At 67.3% G+C, this 24,973-nt stretch carries 21 protein-coding genes; 11 read left to right on the top strand and 10 right to left on the bottom strand.

Annotation, left to right across the window (positions count from 1 at the left end):
- Window positions 1–277 precede the first annotated feature (277 nt).
- The 9 genes from rpmH to ACZ32T_RS14750 all read left to right on the top strand — a co-directional run bounded on the left by rpmH (window position 278) and on the right by ACZ32T_RS14750 (window position 7,194).
- The gene (rpmH, locus tag ACZ32T_RS14790) at window positions 278–415 is read left to right on the top strand and encodes a 50S ribosomal protein L34 (protein WP_003967884.1); all 138 of its coding nucleotides are present in this window, start codon (window positions 278–280) and stop codon (window positions 413–415) included.
- Between the two features lie 19 nt (window positions 416–434).
- Window positions 435–806, top strand: a complete 372-nt coding sequence (gene rnpA / locus ACZ32T_RS14785; protein ID WP_104787397.1) for a ribonuclease P protein component — start codon at window positions 435–437, stop codon at window positions 804–806.
- On the top strand, window positions 803–1,162 hold the full coding sequence (yidD, locus tag ACZ32T_RS14780; RefSeq protein WP_099173275.1) for a membrane protein insertion efficiency factor YidD: 360 nt from the start codon (window positions 803–805) through the stop codon (window positions 1,160–1,162). Before rnpA ends, yidD begins: the two co-directional genes overlap by 4 nt.
- Window positions 1,163–1,165: 3 nt before the next feature.
- Entirely contained in the window at window positions 1,166–2,434 is a 1,269-nt protein-coding gene (yidC, locus tag ACZ32T_RS14775) for a membrane protein insertase YidC (protein WP_467266285.1), read from the top strand.
- A 14-nt stretch (window positions 2,435–2,448) separates the two neighbouring features.
- The gene (locus ACZ32T_RS14770) at window positions 2,449–2,958 is read left to right on the top strand and encodes a Jag family protein (RefSeq protein WP_393763648.1); all 510 of its coding nucleotides are present in this window, start codon (window positions 2,449–2,451) and stop codon (window positions 2,956–2,958) included.
- A 100-nt stretch (window positions 2,959–3,058) separates the two neighbouring features.
- Window positions 3,059–3,775: a 16S rRNA (guanine(527)-N(7))-methyltransferase RsmG gene (gene rsmG / locus ACZ32T_RS14765; protein ID WP_329230755.1), complete on the top strand. Its 717-nt coding sequence runs from the start codon at window positions 3,059–3,061 to the stop codon at window positions 3,773–3,775.
- A gap of 304 nt (window positions 3,776–4,079) precedes the next feature.
- Window positions 4,080–5,174 (top strand): ParA family protein, encoded by a 1,095-nt coding sequence (locus ACZ32T_RS14760; protein ID WP_467266757.1) that lies wholly within the window; start codon window positions 4,080–4,082, stop codon window positions 5,172–5,174.
- Window positions 5,171–6,271 (top strand): ParB/RepB/Spo0J family partition protein, encoded by a 1,101-nt coding sequence (locus tag ACZ32T_RS14755; RefSeq protein ID WP_467266282.1) that lies wholly within the window; start codon window positions 5,171–5,173, stop codon window positions 6,269–6,271. Before ACZ32T_RS14760 ends, ACZ32T_RS14755 begins: the two co-directional genes overlap by 4 nt.
- A 305-nt stretch (window positions 6,272–6,576) precedes the next feature.
- The gene (locus ACZ32T_RS14750; protein ID WP_356709064.1) at window positions 6,577–7,194 is read left to right on the top strand and encodes a GNAT family N-acetyltransferase; all 618 of its coding nucleotides are present in this window, start codon (window positions 6,577–6,579) and stop codon (window positions 7,192–7,194) included.
- Between the two features lie 121 nt (window positions 7,195–7,315).
- On the opposite strand, the gene trxA is transcribed toward ACZ32T_RS14750, so the two are convergent.
- The 7 genes from trxA to ACZ32T_RS14715 form a co-directional block, all read right to left on the bottom strand.
- The gene (gene trxA, locus ACZ32T_RS14745) at window positions 7,316–7,651 is read right to left on the bottom strand and encodes a thioredoxin (RefSeq protein WP_467266280.1); all 336 of its coding nucleotides are present in this window, start codon (window positions 7,649–7,651) and stop codon (window positions 7,316–7,318) included.
- 43 nt (window positions 7,652–7,694) lie between these two features.
- Window positions 7,695–8,666, bottom strand: coding sequence for a thioredoxin-disulfide reductase (gene trxB, locus ACZ32T_RS14740; protein ID WP_467266278.1), 972 nt, complete (start codon window positions 8,664–8,666; stop codon window positions 7,695–7,697).
- A 126-nt stretch (window positions 8,667–8,792) separates the two neighbouring features.
- Window positions 8,793–9,710, bottom strand: coding sequence for an anti-sigma factor family protein (locus ACZ32T_RS14735; protein ID WP_467367138.1), 918 nt, complete (start codon window positions 9,708–9,710; stop codon window positions 8,793–8,795).
- Window positions 9,707–10,396, bottom strand: a complete 690-nt coding sequence (gene sigM, locus ACZ32T_RS14730; RefSeq protein WP_467266754.1) for an RNA polymerase sigma factor SigM — start codon at window positions 10,394–10,396, stop codon at window positions 9,707–9,709. The genes ACZ32T_RS14735 and sigM overlap by 4 nt, the downstream gene beginning before the upstream one ends.
- Before the next feature lie 61 nt (window positions 10,397–10,457).
- Window positions 10,458–12,158, bottom strand: a complete 1,701-nt coding sequence (locus ACZ32T_RS14725) for a protein kinase family protein (RefSeq protein ID WP_467367136.1) — start codon at window positions 12,156–12,158, stop codon at window positions 10,458–10,460.
- A gap of 129 nt (window positions 12,159–12,287) precedes the next feature.
- Window positions 12,288–14,447: a murein biosynthesis integral membrane protein MurJ gene (gene murJ, locus ACZ32T_RS14720; protein WP_467266272.1), complete on the bottom strand. Its 2,160-nt coding sequence runs from the start codon at window positions 14,445–14,447 to the stop codon at window positions 12,288–12,290.
- 49 nt (window positions 14,448–14,496) lie between these two features.
- Window positions 14,497–16,794 (bottom strand): DUF6049 family protein, encoded by a 2,298-nt coding sequence (locus ACZ32T_RS14715; protein ID WP_467367134.1) that lies wholly within the window; start codon window positions 16,792–16,794, stop codon window positions 14,497–14,499.
- A 180-nt stretch (window positions 16,795–16,974) separates the two neighbouring features.
- Between ACZ32T_RS14715 and ACZ32T_RS14710 the strand changes: the two genes are divergently transcribed.
- Complete coding sequence (locus ACZ32T_RS14710; RefSeq protein ID WP_467266268.1) at window positions 16,975–18,417, top strand: CCA tRNA nucleotidyltransferase; 1,443 nt, start codon at window positions 16,975–16,977, stop codon at window positions 18,415–18,417.
- 97 nt (window positions 18,418–18,514) lie between these two features.
- Here ACZ32T_RS14710 and ACZ32T_RS14705 read toward each other — a convergent pair whose 3' ends face one another.
- The 3 genes from ACZ32T_RS14705 to ACZ32T_RS14695 form a co-directional block, all read right to left on the bottom strand.
- Window positions 18,515–19,804 (bottom strand): MFS transporter, encoded by a 1,290-nt coding sequence (locus tag ACZ32T_RS14705; RefSeq protein ID WP_467271663.1) that lies wholly within the window; start codon window positions 19,802–19,804, stop codon window positions 18,515–18,517.
- A 90-nt stretch (window positions 19,805–19,894) separates the two neighbouring features.
- Window positions 19,895–20,977, bottom strand: a complete 1,083-nt coding sequence (locus ACZ32T_RS14700) for an inositol-3-phosphate synthase (RefSeq protein ID WP_467271661.1) — start codon at window positions 20,975–20,977, stop codon at window positions 19,895–19,897.
- A 62-nt stretch (window positions 20,978–21,039) separates the two neighbouring features.
- Window positions 21,040–21,741, bottom strand: a complete 702-nt coding sequence (locus ACZ32T_RS14695; RefSeq protein ID WP_104791773.1) for a PadR family transcriptional regulator — start codon at window positions 21,739–21,741, stop codon at window positions 21,040–21,042.
- Between the two features lie 386 nt (window positions 21,742–22,127).
- On the opposite strand from ACZ32T_RS14695, the gene ACZ32T_RS14690 reads away from it, so the two are divergent.
- Window positions 22,128–24,827 carry a transglycosylase domain-containing protein gene (locus ACZ32T_RS14690; protein ID WP_467367130.1) on the top strand — a complete coding sequence of 900 codons (2,700 nt, stop codon included), beginning with the start codon at window positions 22,128–22,130 and terminating at the stop codon, window positions 24,825–24,827.
- The last annotated feature ends 146 nt before the right edge of the window (window positions 24,828–24,973 follow it).

The following is a 24,973-nucleotide window of genomic DNA, read 5'->3' as shown; positions in this document are numbered from 1 at the left end:
CCACGGTAGTCAGGCCGACCCGCGCGGTTCAAGTTGTTGTCCACAGGCTGTGTACAGCAGGGGGTGGCGTGAGGCCGGTTTGACCGGATGGCGTAGCCGCGCGTACCGTGACCAGGTCGAGTTGTCGATGGCTGCTGCCGCCTGCCTCCGATGGGCAAACATCACGATCTGTGATTGTGAAGCGGTGCACTAAGGCGTTTACGCGAGTTCCTCGTGGGCGCACGGTGACAGCCAGGCGATGTCCCGCCAACACACGAATCATTTCTGGAGCCCCCGAGTGAGCAAGCGCACCTTCCAGCCGAACAACCGTCGTCGCGCCAAGACCCATGGCTTCCGGCTGCGTATGCGTACCCGTGCCGGCCGCGCGATTCTCGCGAACCGCCGTGGCAAGGGCCGCAGCAGCCTGTCCGCCTGATCGCTTACAGGTCCATGACGTGCTGCCTACCGAGAATCGGCTGAGGCGGCGCGAGGACTTCGCGACCGCGGTACGACGAGGACGCCGAGCCGGGCGTCCGCTACTCGTCGTGCACCTACGCAGCGGTGTTACGGACCCGCACGTGACAGGGGAGAGTGTTCCCCCGCCGCGTGCGGGTTTCGTTGTCAGCAAAGCAGTGGGGGGAGCGGTCGTTCGCACCGCGGTGAAGCGGAAGCTTCGCCATCTGGTCCGCGATCGGCTCGCTCAGCTGCCCCCCGGTAGCCTTGTTGTCGTACGAGCGCTGCCCGGATCGGGTGACGCCGACCATGCACAGCTGGCCCGAGACCTGGACGCCGCCCTTCAGCGGCTGCTGGGAAGGGGTGCGCGATGAAGTACCCGCTGCTGGCTCTCATCAAGCTGTATCAGTGGACGATCAGCCCGCTCCTCGGGCCCGTCTGCCGCTACTACCCGTCGTGTTCCCACTATGGATATACGGCGATCGACCGGCACGGTGCGATCAAGGGAACAGCGCTGACCGCATGGCGCATCCTGCGTTGCAATCCGTGGTCACCCGGCGGCGTGGATTACGTACCGCCACGCAAACGTCCGCGTTGGCACGAAATGCTGCGCAACTGTGTGCGTGGCGGCAAGGGCGGGGACTCCGCCGCCGATGTGCCTTCCGGGGGGTCGGTCTCCGAACCCCTGAGCCCGGCCACAGAGACCTCGCCCAAAGCTCAAGGAGCCTGATTAGTGGACACGATTGCCAGTCTGTTCAGCTTTATCACCACACCTGTTTCGTGGGTCATCGTCCAGTTCCACAAGCTGTACGGAGCGTTGTTCGGCGATGACACGGGGTGGGCCTGGGGCCTGTCCATCGTGTCCCTGGTGATCCTGATCCGGATCTGTCTGATCCCGCTTTTCGTCAAGCAGATCAAGTCGACCCGGAACATGCAGGTGCTCCAGCCGAAGATGAAGGCGATCCAGGAGCGCTACAAGAACGACAAACAGCGTCAGTCCGAAGAGATGATGAAGCTGTACAAGGAGACGGGTACCAACCCGCTCTCCTCGTGCCTCCCCATCCTGGCGCAGTCCCCGTTCTTCTTCGCCCTGTACCACGTGCTCTCGGCCATCGCTTCGGGCAAGACGATCGGTGTCATCGACCAGCCGCTGCTGGACAGCGCCCGTCAGGCACACATCTTCGGCGCTCCGCTGGCCGCGAAGTTCATGGACAGCGAGGAGAAGGTGCAGGCGCTCGGCGCTTCCCTGACCGACGTCCGTGTCGTGACCGCGATCATGATCGTGATGATGTCCGCGTCGCAGTTCTTCACGCAGCGCCAGCTGATGACGAAGAACGTCGACCTGACGGTGAAGACCCCGTACATGCAGCAGCAGAAGATGCTGATGTACATCTTCCCGGTGATCTTCGCCGTGATGGGCATCAACTTCCCCGTCGGTGTCCTCGTGTACTGGCTGACCACCAACGTCTGGACCATGGGTCAGCAGATGTACGTGATCAACCAGAACCCGACTCCCGGCAGCAAGGCGCAGGACCAGTACCTGAACCGCGTGCTGAAGAGCGTGACCGCCCATGGTGAGGTGCGTGGCCGGACGCGGCGCAACACCGTCAAGCGGGTCGTCGCCAAGGGACCCGACCGCAACGACATCGAGCGCAAGTTCATCACCGGTCTGGGCAAGCTCGGCCTCGCGGCCCAGGAGGACGGGACGGTCGCGAAGAGCGAAGCCGCCGTTCTCGAGGCCGAGGGCGGGGCCGCGCCCAAGCGGCAGCAGCCCAAGCGTCAGACCAAGGCGAAGCGCCACACCGCTGCCACGCATCCCGGTGCGGACAAGGCGACCGACTCCACGGGCTCGGAATCCAAGACCTCGCTGGAGAAGCAGGACGCACCGCAGGACGACAAGCCGAAGCCGGCGGCCAAGCGCGCCGCGGCCGGCTCCTCACGCCAAGCCAAGTCCGGACAGCGCAAGGGTCCGCAGCGGCCCAAGCACCCGTCCAAGAAGTAAGAAGGAGTCCATCCGTGACGGAAGGCACCACCACCACGGCCGCTGAGGGCAGCGACACTCTGACCCGCCTCGAGCAGGAGGGGGAGATCGCGGCTGACTACCTCGAAGGCCTGCTCGACATCGCCGACCTCGACGGTGACATCGACATGGACGTGGAGGCGGACCGGGCCGCGGTCTCGATCATCAGCGACTCGGCGCGTGACCTGCAGAAGCTTGTGGGCCGCGATGGTGAGGTGCTGGAGGCGCTCCAGGAGCTGACGCGCCTGGCCGTTCACCGCGAGACCGGGGACCGCAGTCGGCTGATGCTGGACATCGGCGGTTTCCGTGCCAAGAAGCGTGAGGTCCTGGCCGCCCTCGGTGCCAAGGCCGCGGACGAGGTCAAGAGCTCGGGCGAGCCGGTGAAGCTCGAGCCGATGACGCCGTTCGAGCGCAAGGTCGTGCACGACGCGATCGCGGCCGCGGGTCTGCGCAGCGAGTCCGAGGGCGAGGAGCCTCAGCGCTTCGTCGTCGTTCTCCCGGCCTGACCGGATCTTTGTACTGTCGGCCCCGTCTGTTCGCAGGCGGGGCCGATCTTTGTCAGCCTGATAGTCAGCGTGCTAGAGCGGTACGGAAGGACGGTCCCCCGTGACGGAGGAAGCAGAGCTCCCTCAGGCGCCCAAGGAGGCGCAGGCGGTATTCGGTGAGTTCTTCCCAGAGGCTGTCAGGTATGCGGAGCTCCTCGCGGACGCCGGCGTCAAGCGCGGTCTGATCGGCCCGCGCGAGGTGCCCCGCCTGTGGGAGCGCCACCTGCTGAACTGCGCGGTGCTCTCCGAGGTGGTCCCCGAGGGTGTCACGGTGTGCGATGTGGGGTCGGGGGCAGGCCTTCCCGGTATTCCGCTCGCGTTGGTACGCCCCGACCTCAAGATCACGCTGCTCGAGCCGCTACTGCGGCGCACGAATTTCCTCCAGGAGGTCGTCGAGCTCCTGGGCCTGGATCATGTGACGGTCGTCCGCGGCCGGGCCGAGGAGGTGCTGGGGACACTTCAGCCGGTTCACGTGGTGACGGCCCGGGCGGTCGCCCCGCTCGACAGGCTCGCCGGATGGGGGGTGCCTCTGCTCCGCCCCTACGGAGAGATGCTGGCGCTCAAGGGGGGCACGGCCGAGGAAGAGATCCAGGGGGCCCGGGCTGCTCTGAGTAAGCTCGGAGTGGTGGAGACCGAGGTGCTGCAGGTCGGTGAGGGCCTGGTGGACCCGGCGTCCACGGTGGTGCGTGTGGTGGTCGGGGAGAGCCCCGGCGGTGTGAGGTTCGCCGCAAAGCGAGCCAAGGCCGCACGGGTGGGGCGGACACGCCGACGACGATGAGTGCTGGGCCGGCGGCGGTCCAGTGAGCCTGATGTGTTGCCTTTAGGGTGCTGCTGGCCTTTTTGGGCAGATGCTCCATGCAAGCAGTGATATGTGGAGGCTGCGGAGTGTCGGGAGTCCGCCGCAGTGCCGCGCAGGCATCGTGTTTCACGTGAAACGTCGCTCTCTGCTGCAGGGAATCATCGGTCGCGGTCGTGCGGCTGCCGCGCCGCGCGACCGCAAGCCCCTACGGGCTACCGAGTTGTCCACAGAACCGGATTCATCCACAGAAGAGTCGGCCTCGCTGGTTCACGACCCCGAAAGCATGGCAGGCTCTGTTCATTGCGAGCCTGAAGTCGAGGAGAGTGAATCCTTGCGGTCCGACGCCAACATCGCGGGACCGATGACCGATCCGGTCCCCGGTCCCCGTACCGAGTCCCTGGGGGACGGTGTTTCACGTGAAACACCGCCGCCGATGGACGACACACCCATTGGTCGTGCGGCCCAGCTGGCGGTCGAGGCCCTCGGCCGCGCCGGCGAGGGGCTGCCGCGGCCTGACCGGACACGCGTCATGGTCGTGGCCAACCAGAAGGGCGGTGTGGGGAAGACGACCTCGACGGTCAACCTCGCCGCTTCGCTCGCGCTGCACGGTGCACGCGTCCTGGTGGTGGACCTCGACCCGCAGGGGAACGCCTCCACAGCTCTGGGGATCGACCATCACGCGGAAGTCCCCTCCATCTACGACGTTCTGGTGGAGAGCATGCCGCTCTCCGAAGTCGTTCAGCCGGTCCCGGATGTCGAAGGCCTCTTCTGTGCGCCGGCGACCATCGATCTCGCCGGTGCGGAGATCGAGCTGGTATCGCTGGTGGCGCGGGAGAGCCGGCTGCAGCGGGCCATCCAGGCGTATGACCAGCCGCTGGACTACATCCTCATCGACTGCCCGCCCTCGCTGGGACTGCTGACAGTCAATGCGCTCGTGGCAGGAGCAGAGGTGCTTATCCCGATCCAGTGCGAGTACTACGCACTGGAGGGCCTCGGGCAACTGCTTCGCAACGTCGACCTGGTCCGGGGGCATCTGAACCCCGATCTCCACGTCTCGACGATCCTGCTCACCATGTACGACGGCAGGACCAGGCTTGCCTCACAGGTCGCGGAGGAGGTGCGCAGCCACTTCGGTAAGGAAGTCCTGCGGACCAGCATCCCGCGTTCAGTGCGGATCTCGGAGGCGCCGAGCTACGGGCAGACCGTCCTGACATACGACCCGGGCTCCAGCGGATCCCTGTCCTACCTCGAAGCGGCCCGCGAGATCGCGCTGAGAGGCGTCGGAGTGCATTACGAGGCCCAGCACGCCCCGACGGGCGAACCTGCCCACACGGGCGTCCAGAACAGTCAGCAGAGCCATTCGGAGGGCATGCAGTGAGTGAGCGTCGTAGAGGGCTGGGGCGTGGGCTCGGTGCACTGATTCCCGCAGCTCCGCAGGAGAAGCAGGTCGCGAGCCCGGCGTCCGGCGGGAATGCGGGGGGCGCGTCGCCCATCCTGACCGCCGAGCGTGGGGTGGCTGCCGCGAAACTGGCGGCCCTCCCTTCCGGCACATTGGTTCCGGAGCCGAGTTCTCCTGTCGGCGAGCAGGATCCCGCCACCGAGCAGACCGATTCAGCCGGGGCGTACTTCGCTGAGATCCCCCTGTCTTCGATCACGCCGAACCCCAGGCAGCCACGCGAGGTCTTCGACGAGGACGCTCTGGCCGAGCTGGTCACCTCCATCAAGGAGGTCGGTCTCCTCCAGCCCGTCGTCGTACGCAAGGTCGACGACGACCGCTTCGAGCTCATCATGGGTGAGCGCCGTTGGAGGGCGTGCGGCGAAGCCGGTCTGGAGCGCATCCCGGCCATCGTCCGCGCGACGGACGACGAGAAGCTGCTGCTCGACGCACTCCTGGAGAACCTGCACCGGGCTCAGCTGAATCCTCTGGAGGAGGCGGCGGCGTACGACCAGCTGCTGAAGGACTTCAAGTGCACGCATGATCAGCTGGCGGACAGGATCGGCCGGTCCCGTCCGCAGGTGTCGAACACGCTCCGTCTGCTCCGGCTCTCGCCGCCGGTACAGCGCAGAGTGGCGGCAGGAGTCCTCTCGGCCGGCCACGCGAGGGCACTGCTCTCGGTGGACGACAACGAGGAGCAGGACCGGTTGGCACATCGCATCGTGGCCGAGGGGCTGTCGGTGCGGGCGGTCGAGGAGATCGTGAACCTTCTGGGTTCTGAGCCGACCAGTTCCGCGAAGCCTCGGGGGCCCAGGGCCGGAGGCCGGGTCTCGCCGGCTCTGACCGATCTTGCCTCCCGCCTCTCCGACCGGTTCGAGACGCGGGTGAAGGTCGACCTCGGGCAGAAGAAGGGAAAGATCGTCGTCGAGTTCGCCTCGATGGAGGATCTGGACCGCATTCTCGGCAGCCTTGCTCCGGGTGAGGGACGGGTGCTGGAGCGGAGCATCGAGGAAGAGCAGGCCGAGGCCGACGAGGCCTGAGCCGGCAGGACGGCCGAGGGCGGGCCGGGTTCGGGAGGATCTCCGGAACTCGGCCCGCCCTTTGCCGTCTCTCGGTATCCCCATCACCTCTGGGTGGATACGATGCGTTCTGGTATGGCGTATCCACCACCGTGATCCACCTCAGAGGAGGCGGGGGCCGTGCGATCAGTGAATCGCAGCCACCTGGTGACAGTCGGTTTGGGGCTTGGTGCCGTCGGGGGGTTCGTCGGCAGCCTGTTCCGAGAACGGAGCGCGCTGGCATCCGCACGTGATGCGGCGGCCGAAGGAAGTGAGGAACCGCCTACATGGGGCGACGGCTCGTACCGCTCACACTGGACAACCTTCCGGATCTCCCCAGGCGCTGCCGCTCGTGTGTCTTCTGGGAACTTGATCCGGTCAGCGGGGAAGCTGCGGTAAAGGCAGGAAGGCCTGAACTCGAGAAGGAAGCCTGGATCTCCGCCGTGCTGCTGGAGTGGGGCTCCTGCGGACGGGTCGTCTATGTGGACGATGTCGCGGCAGGCTTCGTCCTCTACGCGCCGCCTGCGTACGTTCCCCGCTCCACGGCGTTCCCCACCAGCCCTGTCTCCCCCGATGCCGTGCAGCTGATGACCGCGTTGATCGTGCCGGGTTTCCAGGGACAAGGGCTGGGGCGCGTGATGGTGCAGACAGTCGCCAAGGACTTGCTGCGACGCGGCTTCAAGGCGATCGAGGCCTTCGGCGACGCCCGCTGGAAGGAGCCGGCGTGCGTGCTGCCTGCGGATCACCTGCTCGCGGTCGGCTTCAAGACGGTGCGTCCTCACCCTGCGCATCCGCGGCTGAGGCTTGAGCTGCGTACGACGCTGTCCTGGAAGGAAGACGTCGAGCTGGCACTGGACAGGCTGCTGGGCGCTGTACAGAAGGAGCCGGCGCTCCGCCCTCTCTGAGTCCGGAGACCCGATCCATGACCGAGGCGCGAGCAGCGCGCCCGGCCATGCAGAACGGGACGTACATGCGAAACGGGTCCACCCCGAGGGGTGGACCCGTTTCACGTGAAACAGCCAGGCGCTACTTCTGGACGATGAAGCCCTCGAGGTCGCGGATGATCGCGGCCTTCGGCTTGGCGCCGACGATCGTCTTGGCGACCTCGCCACCCTTGTACACGTTCAGCGTGGGGATCGACATCACGCCGTACTTCGCCGCGGTGGCCGGGTTCTCGTCGATGTTGAGCTTGACGATCTCGATCTCGTCGCCGTACTCAGCCGCGATGGCCTCCAGGGAAGGAGCGATCTGGCGGCAGGGGCCGCACCAGGCGGCCCAGAAGTCCACCAGTACCGGCTTGTCGTTCTTCAGGACGTCCTCATCGAAGGAGTCGTCAGTCACGTTCTTCAGGGCGCCGGCCACGGCGACCTCCTTAACTTCGCGGGGTGGGGATTCGGGGGATCAGTCAGACTGCCGGGGTCTTCTCCGGCTCGGCGGGCTGTTCGTCGGAGAGCGCGGCCAGGAACCGCTCAGCATCGAGAGCAGCCGAGCAACCGGTACCGGCTGCCGTGATGGCCTGTCGGTACGTGTGGTCGACGACGTCGCCGGCGCCGAAGACACCCTTCAGGTTGGTACGCGTCGAGGGAGCGTCGACCTTGAGGTAGCCCTCGTCGTCGAGGTCGAGCTGGCCCTTGAAGAGCTCCGTGCGGGGGTCATGGCCGACAGCGATGAACAGGCCGGTCACGGGAAGCTCCGAGGTCTCACCGGTCTGGGTGTTGCGCAGGGTGAGGCTGGACAGCTTCTGGTCCCCGTGGACTGTGGCAACCTCGCTGTTCCACGCGAACTTGATCTTCGGATCGGCGAAGGCGCGATCCTGCATGGCCTTGGAGGCGCGCAGGGAGTCGCGGCGGTGCACGATCGTGACGGACTTGGCGAACCGGGAAAGGAAGGTCGCCTCTTCCATGGCGGTGTCACCGCCACCGACGACGGCGATGTCCTGGTCCTTGAAGAAGAAGCCGTCGCAGGTGGCACACCACGAGACCCCGCGTCCGGAGAGCGCATCCTCGTTGGGCAGGCCGAGCTTGCGGTGCTGGGAGCCCGTGGTGACGATGACGGCCTTGGCGAGGTGCACCGTGCCTGCGGTGTCCGTGACGGTCTTGACGTCCCCGGAGAGGTCGACGGAGACCACATCGTCGGGGATGAGCTCGGCGCCGAAGCGCTCAGCCTGTGCGCGCATGTTGTCCATGAGCTCAGGTCCCATGATTCCGTCCTGGAAGCCCGGGAAGTTCTCCACGTCGGTGGTGTTCATCAGTGCACCGCCGGCGGTGACGGCGCCCTCGAACACCAGCGGCTTCAGCGACGCGCGAGCGGTGTACAGGGCGGCGGTGTAACCAGCCGGCCCGGAGCCGATGATGATCACATTACGGACGTCGCTCACGGGTTCTTCCTCGTCTCTGCAGACTGCCTACTGCCTACTGGGGTCGGTTCCACGACTCTCACCCCACCCAACGGATCCTACGGGGCATGCATTCCCGAAATACCGGTCCGGCTCCCGGCAAGGACCTCAGGGGCGTGCGTAGGAGTGCGTGAGCAGCAGGTGGCCCTTTGCCGCAGGCGTGGAATTCACACAGGCGGCGTCGACGACGTAGGCCTGGACGCGAGAAGGGTCAGTCGCATCGGGCAGCACGACGAGGAAGGCAGCCGTGCCCTCGTAGCTTCCCTCTTCCACCGCCAGCGCGGGGGCCTCCCGGCCGGTTCCCTGCTGGACGCAGGGCGGAATATCCACGATCGGCGCGCGCAGGGGTGTACGTGGGGACTCGGCTCCGGGGGACAGATCTCCCGGGGAGGACTTGGTATCCATCGACGGCCTGCCCGCGTCCCCGGCAGACTCGGACGCGCCCGACTCGCCCAGAAGCGTATGGACGCGGCCTTCCAGCGTTCCTTCCGAGAAGTCGTCCTGACTCCTGTCCGCAGCGCTGACTCCGCTGTCAGCCATCTTGCCGGCCGAGTCCTGGGACACCTGGACGGACTGGAGCAGGAAGACACTCATGCCGACTGCGGCAGCACCGAAGGCGGTGCCCAGGATCACGGTGCGGCGACGACGGCGGGCCGGACTCCGGCCGGGTCCTGTGGCGCCACGCGGGCGTCCCGCCGGCCGAGGAGTTGCCGTACTGACGTCTGCTGCTGTTTCACGTGAAACAGCAGGCTCGACGGTGGGTGCCTGAGCGATGGTCGCAGCTTCGGAGGCCAGCGCCGCGTCGATGCGGTCGGCCACATCTTCAGGCATGCGCTCAAGGAGTGGCTCTCGCTCCCCCAGTAGCGATCGGATCTCTTCCAGCGAGGCGTGGGTATCGGCGCAGTCTTCGCAGGCGTCGAGGTGGCGGCGGAGTTCTGCTTCGCGGGACGGCTGGAGGAGACCTTCGGTGAGGTCGGAGATCTCGGAGATGTCCGGATGCCGAGCCGTGTCGGCCGTGGATGTCATGCGAGCCCACCTCCACCCTTCACTCCGGCAGGATCACCATTGCCTGCGTCTCTTGGTCCTGACGCCGGTGGGACGGATGGTCCCTGCGTCCGGTTCCTTTCCATGGAGACGTCCTTGCCGTCCTCTCTGTTGGTTCGCAGATGCGTCAGCAGGGGGAGGAGTCTGGACCGGCCACGCGCACAGCGGCTCTTCACGGTCCCGGTCGGTACGTCGAGGATGCGGGCAGCCTCGGCAACGGGGTAGGCCTGCATGTCCACAAGGACGAGCGCGGCACGTTGCTCGGCGGGCAGGGTGGCCAGTGCGGCCAGGAGCTCTCGGTGCAGGTCCTGTCGCTCAGCGGGAGCCTCCGCGGATTCGTGCGGCTCCATGAGCTGGTCGAGCCGCTCGGTGTCGTCGACCGGCGCGGTCTTCCGGGAGGCGGCCTTCCGGGCGCGGTCCAGGCAGGCATTGACGGTGATCCGGTGCAGCCATGTGGTCACCGCGGACTGGCCACGGAAGGTATGGGCAGCACGGAACGCGGAGACAAGGGCATCCTGCACGGCGTCGGCTGCTTCCTCACGGTCGCCCAGTGTGCGCAGGGCCACGGCCCAGAGGCGGTCACGGTGTCGTCGCACGAGCTCGCCGAAGGCCTCAGGGTCGCCTGCAACGTGCTGGGCCAAGAGATCCTTATCGCTGATGTCGGCCATTCCGGCGTCGTTCAACGGTGGGCCCCCTCCCCCTGGCGACTTCAGCTGTGCACGTGCGCCGTCAGCTCGTAATCTTGATGTCCGAGATCTTGCCCCTGTAGTTGCCGTCGTCGCTCAGAGGCAGCTTGGTCAGCCAGACCAGAAGGTACCGTGCCTGCACCGGCTTGTCGGGCTTGAGGGACACCTTTGTTCCGGATCCCTTCGCACTCTTGGTGAAACCGTCCGGCAGCTGAGGAACGGACGAGTTGCCCGTCGTCCTCAGCTCCACGGATGTGCTGCCGCCGAGGAAGGACACCTCCACGTTGCCCACCTGCTGCACCTTGCCGAGATCGAGGACGACTCCGACGCCTTCCTTGAGCCGTCCGAAGTCGGCACTGAAGTAGCCGTCCGTGCTCCAGTAGGAGCTCGCGTCCCCGTCGTAGCTGTTCTTTATCGAGGCGGGCTTCTCGGAGCCGTCCGAGCCGAGCGGATCGTAGTCCTGGGCGCTGGCGATGGTGACGGGCTTGCTGGGCTCGACAGCGTTGTTGTCGTCAGTCCCGTCCTCGGCGGTCTGGGTGGGAGTCGGTTCCCCGGAGTCGTTGTCCCGGTTGAGCACCGTTTCTGCCAGCTGCCAGCTGCCGAGTCCCAGAGCGGCGATGAGCAGCGCGGAGACGGCCCACTTGAGCGCCTTGCCCGTGCGGCTCTGGAGAGGGGGAGGAGGAGCAACGATGACGGGCTGGGTGGCCGAAGTGGGCCGTACCGAAGGGCGCCCGTAGGTGCCCTGCTGGTACGTCGTGCGCTGGTACTCCGGCGGCGCCGTGAAGGCGGGTTCCGGGGGCAGGATGCGGGGCATGGCCGCGACGGCCTTCGCCAGCTCGTCCGGGGTGGTGCACGGCTGTTCCTGCCGCGACGCGGTTGCGCCGTCGTTGGCGAGGGCGCGCATGGCCAGTTCGGAGAGACCGCGGTGGACGCCCGCCCGCACCTGGTCCGGGGGGATCAGCCCCAGGTCCTTGGGGAGCCCGGTGAGACCGTAGGCATCGCTCTCGTAGGGCCAGCGCCGGGTGAGGGCGGCATAGAGCAGTGCGCCGATGGCCTCGGTGTCGGTGCGCAGCGGCTGGGCTGCGGTGATGCCGCGCAGCGCGGCGTTCACGGCCAGGCCGCGGATCCGGTACTGACCTGTCGAGCTGCGCAGCACGGCGCCGGGGGTGAGGCGCAGATGCGCGAGCCCTTCGCGGTGTGCGGCCGCCATGGCCTGGGAGATCTGGCTCACGAGCTGGTAGGCGTCGTGGGCTTCGAAGGGGCCTGCGGCCAGCAGCGCCGTGAGCTCGGTGGCGTCGGGGAGCCATTCGTGGACGACATAGACGAGGTCGTCCTCTTCCACGGCGTCCAGGACCTGGACGAAGCGCGGGTCACCCAGCAGTGCCGAGGAGCGGGCCGCGGCCAGCACCGAGCGGGCGCGCGGATGCTCGGCGGGAAGGAGGTGAACGCCTACCGCGCGCCGTAGCTTCTCGTCGACAGCACGCCAGCTGCTGAATCCGTCCAGTCGGGTGACGCACTCCTCGAGGCGGTACCGCCCGGCCAGTTTGTGACCGCTGTGCAGGTCGGGCGACGCAGGCACGGTGTCCGAGCTGTCGCTCCCACTCTCCGCTTCCTGGGGGCCCGTGTCCTCTGAGTCCTGGGTTTGTGCCGTCCCGTCGGTCGTGGCCGCGTCCGCCTTGGCGGTCAGCGGCTCGTCGCCGCCGTTGTCGGCCACGTCGACGGCAGCCGTGCTACGTTCCGCCACCGTCGTTCCTGCCTCCCCATCCGTTGCGCGATGCCAGCCAGCTCTGCACAGTCACGCCAATTGTGCCCACACTCCGGCGCTATGCACGACACGCGGTGTCCGGCGATGGTTGTGCGGCTCGGGACCCATTCAGCGTCCGAGCCGTCCCCGGACCATGCCGACCATGCCGTTGAGCTCCTCGATACGCATCTTCTTCGCAGCGACGAAGAAGATGCCCAGGAGGACGACGCTGCCACAGACCAATGCCACCACGGAGCCGCCGGCTCCTTCGCCGAGGGCCTTCAGAAGCGCGAAGCCCACGCCGCCGCCGACCACCGCCGCAGGGATCGCGGCGAGGCAGAGACGGGCATAGGTGCGCACCACACGGGCTCCGTCGAGGTCTCCGCCGAGGCGGTTGCTGAGCCGTCGCCAGGCGATGCCGACACCGACCGCGTAGGCCAGCCCGTAGGAGGCCGCCATTCCCACGACTGCCCACTGCGCCGGAAGAATCACGTAGCAGAGGGCGGAAGCCGCGGCATTGACCGCTGCCACGATCACCGTGTTGTAGAAGGGGGTGCGGGTGTCCTCGTACGCGTAGAAGCCGCGGAGTACGACGTACTGCACGGAGTACGGGATGAGGCCGAGGCCGAACGCCATCAGGATGAAGCCCATCGACCGTGCTGCCTCGGTGCCGCTGGAGGCGTAGAGCAGGGTGCACATCGGCAGGCCGAGCGCGAGGAAGGTGAAGGCGACCGGGACGATGGCCACCGCCGAGTTGCGCAGGCCCTGCGAGATGTCGTCGCGGACGGCTCCCGGGTCGTTGTCATGGGCGGCGCGGGAGATGCGGGGCAGCAGGGCCGCCATGACCGAGACGGTGATGATGGCCTGCGGCATGCCCCAGATCAGCTGGGCGTTGGAGTAGGCCAGGAAGCCTGTGCCGTCCTTACCGGAGAGGCTGCCCGCCGCGGTCGCCAGTTGGGTGACGACGATGACGCCTGCCTGGTTGGCCAGCACGAACAGGACGGTCCACTTGGCGAGCTTGAGCGTCTTCCCGAGTCCGTGGCCCTTCCAGTCAAAGCGGGGACGGAAGCGGAATCCCGCCTCACGGAGGTACGGGATCATGGCCAGGGCCTGCACGACCAGACCGAGCAAGGTGCCGATGCCCAGCAGTTGGACCCCCTCGGGCGGGATCGTCTCCACGCCCATCCGGGATTCCGCTGAGGTGCCGTAGACCCAGATGAACAGGCCGAAGGTGAAGATCATGACGATGTTGTTGAGGACCGGGGTCCACATCATCGCGCCGAACTTCCCGCGGGCGTTGAGGATCTGGCCCATGACCACATGGATGCCCATGAAGAAGATGGTGGGCAGGCAGTAGCGGGCGAAGGTGACTGCGACGCTGTTGGCGGCCTCCTTGTTCGCGATCGTCGGCGACATCATGTGGATGAGCCACGGCGCAGCGAAGACGGCGAGGGCGACGATCACGGCGAGGGCGACCATGACCAGTGTCAGCAGCCGGTTGGCGAAGGCCTCGCCGCCGTCCTCGTCGTCCTTCATGGACCGGACGAGCTGGGGAACGAAGACCGAGTTCAGCCCACCGCCCACGGTCAGAATGTAGATCATCGTCGGCAGGGTGTACGCGATGGTGAAGCTGTCACCGAGCATCGCGGCACCCAGCGCCGCGGTGATCACGAGGCTGCGGACGAAGCCGGTGAGCCGGGACACCAGGGTGCCGGCCGCCATCACCGCACTGGACTTCAGTATTCCGGCGGCACGACCTCCGGACTTCGGCGGGACGGGTGCCGGGGCCGCCTCGGGCTCGGCCGGAGGGCCGGGAGGCCTGCCCGACCCCTCCTGGTCACGGAAGAGGTGCGCGAAGGCGTCCTGCTCCCCACGATCGCCGGAGGCCTGGGTGACCAGGTCGTCCACCCCTACGTACTGGGTGGTCGCCGCGTGATCGCCGTACGGAAGGTGCCTGGAAGGGCCTGCGGGCTCCGGTGGCGGCGTCTGGGCCCAGATCCGGGGGTCCGGGGCGTACTGGGCGGCGGGAGGCTGCTGGTAGAGGGCCTGCGGCTCCTGGTAGGTGCCGGGAGGCGGCGGCGGATGCGAGGCCCGGTCGTAGAGCGCCTCCGCCACCGGGTCCTGCGCGGCGAGGTCCTGGGCACGGTACGGGTCGTGGTCGTACGCGTGCTGCAGATACGGGTCGGGTGCCTCTCCGTCCTGCCCGGCGCCCGGCGGCACCGGCGGACCGCTGGAAGACCCAGCTCCGCCCGCGCCCTGGCCGCGGTCACCGTCGTACGGCGCGTTCATCGAAACCCCACCTCATTGTCCCCGGCCGACAGGCCCCGACAGACATCGCTCAACGGTCCACTTTCTCACCCGGGCCCGACGGGTTCCCGCTTTCCGGACCGGTGTCCGGCGTCGGGTCACTCGGCTGCTCGGGCTCGCCGCCGTTGTTCTCCACTGCTCCGCCCGCGACCGTGCGCTTGCGGTGGGTGTACATCCTGATGCCTGCCAGGACCAGCAGCAGCAGTCCGCCGGCGATGACCAGAAGGACGGTCGGTGTGACTTCCGAGACCTTCACGGTGAAGGTCATCTCCTCGCCGTACGGCACGCCGTCGGCGGTGAAGAGCCGCGCGGTGACCTGGGCCTGTCCGTTGGCGTTGGCCGAGGCGTCGAACTTCACGGACTGGCTGTGCCCGCCCGCGATCTCGATGGGCTTTTCGGCGACCGCTCCGCCGTCGTTGAGCTTGAGCCGTGTGGCGTTGCCCGACGTCAGACGGAGGACGAGGTGATCGACACCCTGGACCAGCTTGTTCTGCACCGTCACAGGAATCGTGGCGCTGCGCCCGGACAGGGTCACATCCGACTTCGTGATCAGCTGGACCTCGTTGCTGAGTCCCTGCAGATAGGTGCGGACTGCGTCACGGTACCGCTGCGCCTCCAGCGGCTTGCCGCGCCACGACGTCGACACGGAGCGGTTGATCGCGTTCCCGAAGGGGGTCACCACCCGGTCGGGCTGCGTCAGGATGACCTGGAAACTGTCGAGCGAGTCCTGCGTCGTCCTGATGTCCTGGAACGCCTGGGTGGGCAGCTCCTGGCTTCGCAGCTTCTTCGGGTACTGGGAGGTACTGGGGACCTTGGTGACGGCTTGCGCGTCGGGCTTCTGCTCCGCTGCGGCCGTCAGGTCGAGGGGCTCTGTCCAGTGTTCGTCCGTGAGGGCCTGCAGCGCGCGCGCCATGCTCTGGGCCTGAGCAGCGGTGGGCGTCCTCTGGGGGGCGACGACGATGCTGCGCTCGTTGTCCGGGGCCTGCTCCGTCACCGCCAGCGTCTGGGCCAGGAACTTCTGGACGGCCAGGGTGGAGGCGCCGGCCTTGGACATGTCGCCGGTGAACGCGGTGGAGAGCCTGTAGTCGGCGACGACGGCGGTGGTGCCACCACCGATCGGCCGCGCCGACGTCGGTGTGTAGAGCAGGCCGGCGGTCTCTTGAAGGCTGTCGCTGCGGGCGATCACCTTGTGCGCCCCGGCGGAGGTCGCGACGTCGACGACCGAGGGATCGATCGCACCGTCCACGGGCCAGGCGAAGTCGGTGCTCGGCTTCACATGAAGGACGGTCTCCACCGTCGTACCGGCGACCTCGGTCGCGGTCTGCAGATGGCCGAGGGCACCCGAGACGTTCTTGCCGCGGTGGGCGATGGACGCGAGATCGGGGTCGGCGAACGGCAGGGCCACCACCTTTCCCTCCTTCACCGCCGTCTGGAGGTCCGCGAGCCACTTCTTGGCGATGGCCTGGTTGGTGCCCGCGACCGTGGTGTCGCCGGACTTCACCCGGTAGTTCTTCGTCATGGCGTCGACAGAGGCCAGCAGGTCCGGGTCGATCACCCATGTGACGGGGAGCTGCCGTCCCAGCGAGACCAGCTGTTCCAGGCGGCCGCCGGGAGCGAGTTCCAGAGCCAGGTCGTCATTGGCGAACACGGGGGTCTGCTGTTCGTTGGATCCCGTCTCCGCTGTGATGTGCGCCGACGCGATCAGCGGCCAGAGGAAGGTGAGCTTGGTCTTGCTCTCGGCGTCCTCCGGCTGCCACGGCAGGAAGGTTCGCTGGATGCCGAGCACCTGGTCGTAGGCGTAGTCGGTGGTACGGCCCGTGAGGGAGACCCCGAGCTGGTACACGCCCTCCGTGCCCAGATCCAGCTTGTCCACCGGTACGGAGAGGGTGAAGTCCCGGCTGACCCCGGCCGCGAGTTCGGGAACCTTCAGCGTGTAGGCGCCGCCGAGCTTGGCCGGGTTACTACCGGGCAGGTACCCGGTGCGTTTGGCGGCCGCGTCGACCGCGCCCCTTCCGGACAGCCTCGGCCCGACTCGCAGGTCGACCTCCGAGTCCGTCACCGTCTTCTTCCCTCTGTTGGTGAGGGTGCCCGAGACGGTGAGCGTGTCGCCCTCGACCGGTGTGCTGGGCGCGAGCGTGTCCAGGGACACATCGACGGTGCGCGAACCGGTCGGGGCCTTCGTGGCCTCCTCGGCCTGGGCCGAGGGCGCCGCGGGACCGGCGAGAAGGCCGGCGATCAGTGGCGCCCCGACGATCAAGGAGGCTGTGCGCCGGAGCCACCGGCGGGCAGGGGAGGGATTCATCCCCTGAAAGTCTGCCGCCTCGGCCACGCGTATCCGTCCCTCGTCGTCGTCAGCTGGTGCCGGCCCTGCCGGTCTCTGCGTCCCCGCATGGTAACGATGCGCCCGACACCTGAGTGCCGGGGACCGTGCCACATGATCGGGAGAGTCTCGCAGGGGCGCAAGAAACGATGACGCCCGGGCCGGTCCGTGCACGTACCCTTTTCTGTTGTGCCGAACGCCAACGAAGACAGCCCCCGTGCACTGAGTCAGGTGCAGCACCGCGCAGTCACCGAACTGCTGCGGGTGTCCCCCGTCGCCGACGACCTCGCTCTCCGATTCCAGGAGGCCGGATTCGGCCTCGCCCTGGTCGGTGGGTCCGTCCGCGATGCGTTGCTCGGCAGGCTCGGGAACGACCTGGACTTCACGACCGACGCCCGCCCGGAGGACGTACTCAAGATCGTCCGCCCCTGGGCCGACTCGGTCTGGGAGGTCGGAATCGCGTTCGGCACCGTCGGCTCGCAGAAGGACGGCTACCAGATCGAGGTGACGACCTACCGGTCGGAGGCGTACGACAGGACTTCACGCAAGCCCGAGGTCTCCTACGGCGACTCGATCGAGGAAGACCTCGTACGCCGTGACTTCACCGTCAACGCCATGGCCGTCGCCTTGCCGCAGAAGGAGTTCATCGACCCGCACGGGGGCCTCGACGATCTGGCTCAGCGCGTCCTGCGCACTCCGGGCACGCCTGAGGCGTCGTTCTCCGACGACCCTCTTCGTATGCTGCGCGCCGCTCGCTTTGCCGCACAGCTGGACTTCGAGGTGGCTCCCGACGTCGTCAAGGCCATGACGGACATGGCGGGGCGCATCGAGATCGTCTCTGCCGAGCGGGTCCGTGAGGAACTCAACAAACTGCTGCTCTCCGGCCACCCCCGTAAGGGACTGGGTCTCCTCGTGGACACAGGCCTCGCCGACCGGGTGCTGCCCGAGCTCCCTGCTCTGCGCCTGGAAAGTGATGAGCATCACCGTCACAAGGACGTCTATGAGCACTCCCTGACCGTCCTGGAGCAGGCCATCGACCTGGAGGAGGACGGCCCGGATCTCGTGTTGCGCCTCGCGGCCCTGCTCCACGACATCGGGAAGCCGAGGACGCGACGCTTCGAGAAGGACGGCCGTGTCTCCTTCCACCACCACGAGGTGGTGGGGGCCAAGATGGCCAAGAAGCGCATGTCCGAGCTCAAGTACTCCAACGACATGGTCAAGGACGTCTCCAGGCTCGTGGAGCTGCATCTGCGCTTTCACGGGTACGGCGACGGGGAATGGACCGACTCCGCGGTGCGCAGGTATGTGCGGGATGCGGGGCCCCTGCTGGACCGCTTGCACAAGCTGACGCGCTCCGACTGCACGACGCGGAACAAGCGCAAGGCGAACGCCCTGTCGCGCACCTACGACGGGCTGGAGGAGCGCATCGCGCAACTGCAGGACCAGGAGGAGCTGGAGGCGATCCGGCCCGACCTGGACGGCAACGAGATCATGCAGATCCTGGATGTGGGGCCCGGGCCGTTGATCGGCAAGGCCTACGCTTTCCTGCTGGAATTGCGGCTGGAGAACGGCCCTATGGAGCGCGATGCCGCGATTGATGCCCTCAAGAAGTGGTGGGCCGCGCAGGACTGAAGAGCGCGTCATGTTTCACGTGAAACGTGACGTCGGGCGCCGGAGGGTGAGTCAGTGCAGTCGGTGAGGGGCGATGTTTCACGTGAAACATCGCCCCTCACCTCTTGATCTGTGCGCGCTGGAGCGCGATGCTCACCCGCCGCCGATGAATCATTGCCATCGACACGGCGGCGTAGAGGACGGCGACGCTGAGCACCACGACGACGGACCGCCCGTCAGGGGGGAGTGCGAGGGCGGACGCTCCGGCGGCTGCGACAAAGGCGACGTTGAACAGCACGTCGTAGAGCGAGAAGACCCGGCCGCGATAGGCGTCGTCCACAGAGGTCTGCACCTCGGTGTCCGTCGCGATCTTCGCTCCCTGTGTCACCAGCCCCAGGACGAAGGCCGCCACCAGCATCGGGCCGGGGGTGAACGGGAGTCCCAGGGCAGGCTCCAGAACAGCGGCCGCCCCGGCGCACCCCGCCAGCCACCCGTACCGCCCGAAGCGTCCGACCGCCCAGGGGGACATCAGGGCAGCGACGAAGTACCCCGCCGCCGACGCGCCGAGCGCGAGGCCGAGGAGGGCGAGACCGTCGGACTCGCTGTCGGACCAGGCGTAGCGGCACAGCATCAGCACCATGACCGTCAGCGCTCCGTAGCAGAAGCGGAGCACCGTCATGGCCGCGAGGGCGTGCGCCGCGTCCTTTCGCTCGGCCAGATGGCGCAAGCCCGCGACGAGCCCCCGGGCCGTCGTGCCGAGCGCCTCGCGCAGAGGCACATGGTGCAGGTCCCGATCCGGTCCGAGGAGCGTGCGGGGCAAGGTCAGGGAGCTCAGCGCCGAGAAGAGGTAGAGGACCGCACCCAGCAGGACCACGGCGGAGTCGGACCCGTCCGTCAGGAGCTGGATCCCCAGGGCGAGGCCCCCGCCCGCAGTGGCGGCCAGTGTGCCGGCCGTCGGGGAGAGGGAGTTGGCGAGGACGAGCCGCTCGGTGTCGACGACGCGAGGGAGAGATGCCGAAAGCCCGGCCAGCACGAATCGGTTGACGGCGGTGACGCAGAGCGCGGAGATGTAGAAGAGCCAGTCCGGTACGGAGCTCAGGAGCAGCAGGGCCGTGCAGCAGGCCAGCGCGGCTCGCAGCAGGTTCCCGTACAGGAACACCTGGCGGCGGGGCCAGCGGTCGAGCAGGACTCCTGCGAAGGGGCCGATCAGCGAGTACGGGAGCAGAAGGACGGCCATGGCGGAGGCGATGGCCCCCGGGGTGGTCTGGTTCTCCGGCGAGAAGACGACGTACGTGGCGAGCGCGACCTGATAGACGCCGTCGGCCGACTGGGAGAGAAGTCGTACGGCGAGCAGGCGACGGAAGTTCCGAAGGCGCAGGAGCACGCCCAGATCACGCACGACAGGCATGTGTGCAAGGGTCACACATGCGGGGGACCTCCGGGCGTATTGCCCGGGGACCCCCCGACATGGACAAGCGTGAAGCAGTGAGCCGCTGGATCAGCGCTCGACGTCGCCGGCGATGAACTTCTCGACGTTCTCGCGGGCCTCGTCGTCGAAGTACTGGACCGGCGGGGACTTCATGAAGTACGAGGAGGCCGAGAGGATCGGGCCGCCGATGCCGCGGTCCTTGGCGATCTTCGCAGCGCGCACGGCGTCGATGATGACACCGGCGGAGTTCGGGGAGTCCCAGACCTCGAGCTTGTACTCCAGGTTCAGCGGGACGTCACCGAAGGCGCGGCCCTCGAGGCGCACATACGCCCACTTGCGGTCGTCCAGCCAGGCCACGTAGTCCGAGGGGCCGATGTGGACGTTGTCCGCACCGAGCTCACGGTCACGGATCTGCGAGGTGACGGCCTGCGTCTTCGAGATCTTCTTGGACTCCAGGCGCTCACGCTCGAGCATGTTCTTGAAGTCCATGTTGCCGCCGACGTTCAGCTGCATCGTGCGGTCCAGGATGACGCCCCGGTCCTCGAAGAGCTTCGCCATCACGCGGTGCGTGATGGTGGCGCCCACCTGGGACTTGATGTCGTCGCCGACGATCGGGACACCGGCCTCGGTGAACTTGTCGGCCCACTCCTTGGTACCGGCGATGAAGACCGGGAGAGCGTTGACGAAGGCGACCTTGGCGTCGATGGCGCACTGCGCGTAGAACTTCGCAGCCACTTCGGAACCGACGGGCAGGTAGCAGACGAGGACGTCGACCTGCTTGTCCTTGAGGATCTGGACGATGTCGACGGGGGCGTCGGCAGACTCCTCGATCGTCTCGCGGTAGTACTTGCCCAGGCCGTCGTGGGTGTGGCCGCGCTGAACGGTCACGCCGGTGTTCGGCACGTCGGCGATCTTGATGGTGTTGTTCTCGCTGGCGCCGATGGCGTCCGCGAGGTCGAGGCCGACCTTCTTCGCGTCGACGTCGAAGGCAGCGACGAACTCGACGTCACTCACGTGGTACTCGCCGAACTGAACGTGCATCAGACCGGGCACCTTGCCGGCCGGATCGGCGTCCTTGTAGTACTCGACGCCCTGCACCAGCGAGGCGGCGCAGTTGCCCACGCCGACGATGGCTACGCGAACCGAACCCATGCCGATTGCTCCCTGTGTGTTCTCGGTGTTCCCCGATGACGCCTTGCGGATCTGCGGGGATATCACTTGGTGTCGTCGGACGGATCCGGCCGGGAGTCGTCCCGGTGCCGGGGCAGGCCGCCCGTCTCTCCTGATGTGTCGTGCTGAGTGGAGCCCTCGGGCGAGGATCGTCGCTGATCCCGTCCCGACCGCTCGCTCTCGATGAGCTCGTTCAGCCAGCGCACCTCGCGCTCCACGGACTCCATGCCGTGCCGCTGCAGCTCGAGCGTGTAGTCGTCGAGTCGTTCACGGGTGCGGGCGAGAGAGGCGCGCATCTTCTCGAGGCGCTCCTCCAGCCGGCTGCGGCGGCCTTCGAGCACGCGCATCCGCACCTCGCGCTCCGTCTGTCCGAAGAAGGCGAAACGAGCCGCGAAGTGCTCGTCCTCCCAGGAGTCCGGACCGGTGTGCGAGAGCAGCTCCTCGAAGTGCTCCTTACCTTCTGCCGTCAACCGGTACACGATCTTGGCGCGGCGCCCGGCCAGCGAGGACGAGGGGGCGACCCCGCGGCCTGTGGCAGGCGGTAGCGCCGGGACGCTTCCCGGTTCCTCGATCAACCAGCCGTTGGCGACCAGCGTCTTGAGGCAGGGGTAGAGGGTGCCGTAGCTGAAGGCGCGGAAGATCCCCAGCGACGTGTTGAGGCGCTTGCGCAGCTCGTACCCGTGCATGGGTGACTCGCGGAGCAGGCCGAGTACGGCGAATTCGAGGATGCCGGAGCGTCTGCTCATCTTCGCCTCCTCCTCCGCCTGGTACTTCCACGGGCCGTCGGACCCACCTTATGCCGTGCTGATGTATCGACTCGATACATCAGCACGATAGATCGGCCCGCGATGTTCGACAAGGGGAGGCTTCGTGAGCGGCGTCACATCCCCGATTCATAGGGAGTGACTTGCGTAATTTGGGGTGAAGTTCGGTCCCCAGAGGTTTTTGACCGTGCGTAGTCTGTGCGGCATGCAGACCACCGGGAACCGTGAGACGCCGTCGAGCGTCAGTTATCGCGGACTGTCGGATGTACTGCGGGTGAGCCTTCCGCACGGCTTGTCCGTAATTCGGGGGGACCGGATCTCAACTGCCGCTTCCAGGCGCTCTCGCCTGCCCGAGGAGTAGTCGTTCGATGAGCGAGCACCGTCGCAAAACGTCGCAACCGCAAGGTGGCGGGCGCGCAGCGGCCAGACGAGCCGCCCAACAGCCTGCTGGACGTCGCACCGAGTCGTCACGAAGAGTGCCATCGGCATCACCTTCCGGAGCGCACGGTGACGAGCCGGCTTACGCCAGCCGAGCCGAGGCCCGTCGCGCCGCCCAGCGCGGCGGAGGCCGGCGGCGGGGAGGTGGCGACAGCAGCGGTCACGAAGGCCGTGGCCGGGGTCGTGCCGAGTCCGGCAAGAAGCGCTTCATCGACTACCCGCGTGCCGACAAGTACGGCTTCCGCCGCTGGGTCCCGTCCTGGAAGCTGGTCTCCGGCCTGTGCCTGGGCTTCCTGGGCCTGTTGATGGGGGCGGCCGGTATCGCGTACGCGCTGGTGGTGCCGCCCGAGATCAAGGACCTGGCCACCGCGCAGAACAACGTCTACTACTGGGACGACGATACGCAGATGGTCGCCACGGGCGGTTCCGTCAACCGCCAGGAGATCGATTACGCCCAGATCCCCGAAGCGATGCGGAACGCCGTCATCTCGGCCGAGAACAAGTCGTTCGAGACCGACAGGGGCATCGACCCCATGGGCATCGCCCGTGCCTTCTGGAACATGGCCAAGGGTGGTGACACGCAGGGTGGTTCCACGATCACCCAGCAGTACGTGAAGAACTCGCGGCTCACGCAGGACCAGACCCTGAGCCGGAAGTTCAAGGAACTCTTCATCACGCTCAAGGTCGGTGAGACCGTGGGCAAGAAGGAGATCATGGCGGGGTACCTCAACGTCTCCTACTACGGACGGGGTGCCTCGGGGCTTCAGGCGGCGGCGCGCACGTACTACGGCAAGGACGCGGAGAAGCTCAACGAGAGCGAGTGCGCCTTCCTCGCGACGCTGCTCAAGGGCGCGAGTTACTACGACCCCGCGGGTGCCCCGGAGGTCGACCGGGTGAACGCCACGCCGGAGAAGAACCGTGAGCGGGCCGAGAGGCGCTGGAAATGGATCCTCGACGAAGAGGTCAAGGACGGCCGGCTGAGCGCGGAGAAGCGCGCGACCTTCACCGAGTTCCCCATGCCGGATCCGCCGAAGAAGGACGCCAAGCTCGGCGGCCAGACCGGATACCTGGTCGACCTCGCCACGAAGTACTTCCTCGCGCACAATGATCGAGGCGTGACCGAGAAGGAGCTGGCCCAGGGCGGCTACGAGATCCACACGACCTTCAACAAGAAGAAGGTCGCGGAGCTTGAGAAGTCGATCAAGAAGGTGTACGACGCCAAGATCGACCCGAAGAAGCGGCCCGACAAGGACACGCACGTCGAGTTCGGCGGGGCGTCGGTGGACACCAAGACGGGCGCCATCATCGCCACGTACGGCGGTCAGAACGCGACGGAGCACTACACCAACAACGCCGACGCGACCGGTGCGCAGGTCGGTTCGACGTTCAAGCCGTTCGTGCTGGCAGCCGCCATGGAGCACGGGAAGCGGGACCCCAAGAGGGGCGAGGAGCAGAGCGACTCGGAGCGTACGCCCGTCTCGCCGAAGAGCATCTACAACGGCGACAACGAGCTGAAGATCAATCTGTACAACGGCCAGGTCTGGCAGAACAAGGAAGGCAAGGAGTGGCTCCAGACCAACGACGGTGACCACAGCTACGGGGACATCACCCTCCGGTACGCCATGCAGGAATCCGCCAACTCCCCGTACGTCCAGCTCGGCATGGACGTCGGCACCGACAAGGTGAAGGAGGCGGCCATGGCTGCGGGGCTGCGCGACGACGATTACATGGCGGACTCGAGCGTCCCCTCGTTCTCCATCGGGACCTCCTCGCCGAGCGCCATCCGGATGGCAGGCTCGTACGCCACCTTCGCCACCAGCGGCAAGCAGCGTGAGCCCTTCTCGGTCACCGAGGTCAAGCACCGGGGCGACGTGATCTACCAGCACGACACGGTGACCAAGCAGGGGTTCCCCAGCGTCGTCGCGGACAACGTCACCGACGTGCTGAAGAACGTCGTCGAGAACGGGACAGGTCGTCCGGCCCAGATCCCAGGGCGTGACGTGGCCGGCAAGACCGGTACCACGGACGGCAACAAGTCGGCCTGGTTCGTCGGTTACACCCCCCAGATCTCGACGGCCGTCAGCATGTTCCGGATGGACGACGACGAGACGAAGAAGAACCGCGAGTTCCTGGAGATGTACGGCACGGGCGGTGAGAAGTCGATCCACGGTGCCTCGTTCCCGGCGCAGATCTGGCAGGACTACATGACCGAAGCGGTGAAGGGCACGAAGGCCGTGAACTTCCCGAAGCCGGAACCGATCGGCGAGACGCTCTACGGCGGCGGCGCCAGTCCCAGCCCGAGCCCGACGCCGAGCCCGACGCCTTCGCCGTCGGAGTCCAGCGAAGAGCCGGCGCCTCCGTCTCCCACAGCGCCGTCCACGTCCCCCTCGCCGAGCGAGACGTGCGCGCCGCTCGACTGGGAGTGCAGGAACAACCAGGACGGCGGGACGACCGACGGCAACGGCAACGGCAACGGCAACGAAGGGACCACCGACGGGACGACCGACGGTGGGACGGACGCCGGGACCACGGACGGCGGGACGGACACCGGAACGACCGAAGGGCAGACCGAAGGCACGACCGAGGGCGAGGAGAACGGCCGCGGCGGGATCTTCGGCGGCGGCGGTTAGGACCCCTCAGGGCGGCGTGGTCGACGCCACGCGCCCTCCGGGGGCCCCTGATGGGCCCCCGGGCACGCGGACAAGGGCCGTCGGCACCTGACACAGGTGCCGACGGCCCTTCCGTGTGCCGGGCGCGGGCAACGCCCGCCCACAGC

Source organism: Streptomyces sp. NPDC023573, from assembly GCF_055559735.1.
The sequence above is the reverse complement of the archived record's forward strand: the minus strand, read 5'-3'. Positions and strand labels throughout refer to the sequence as shown.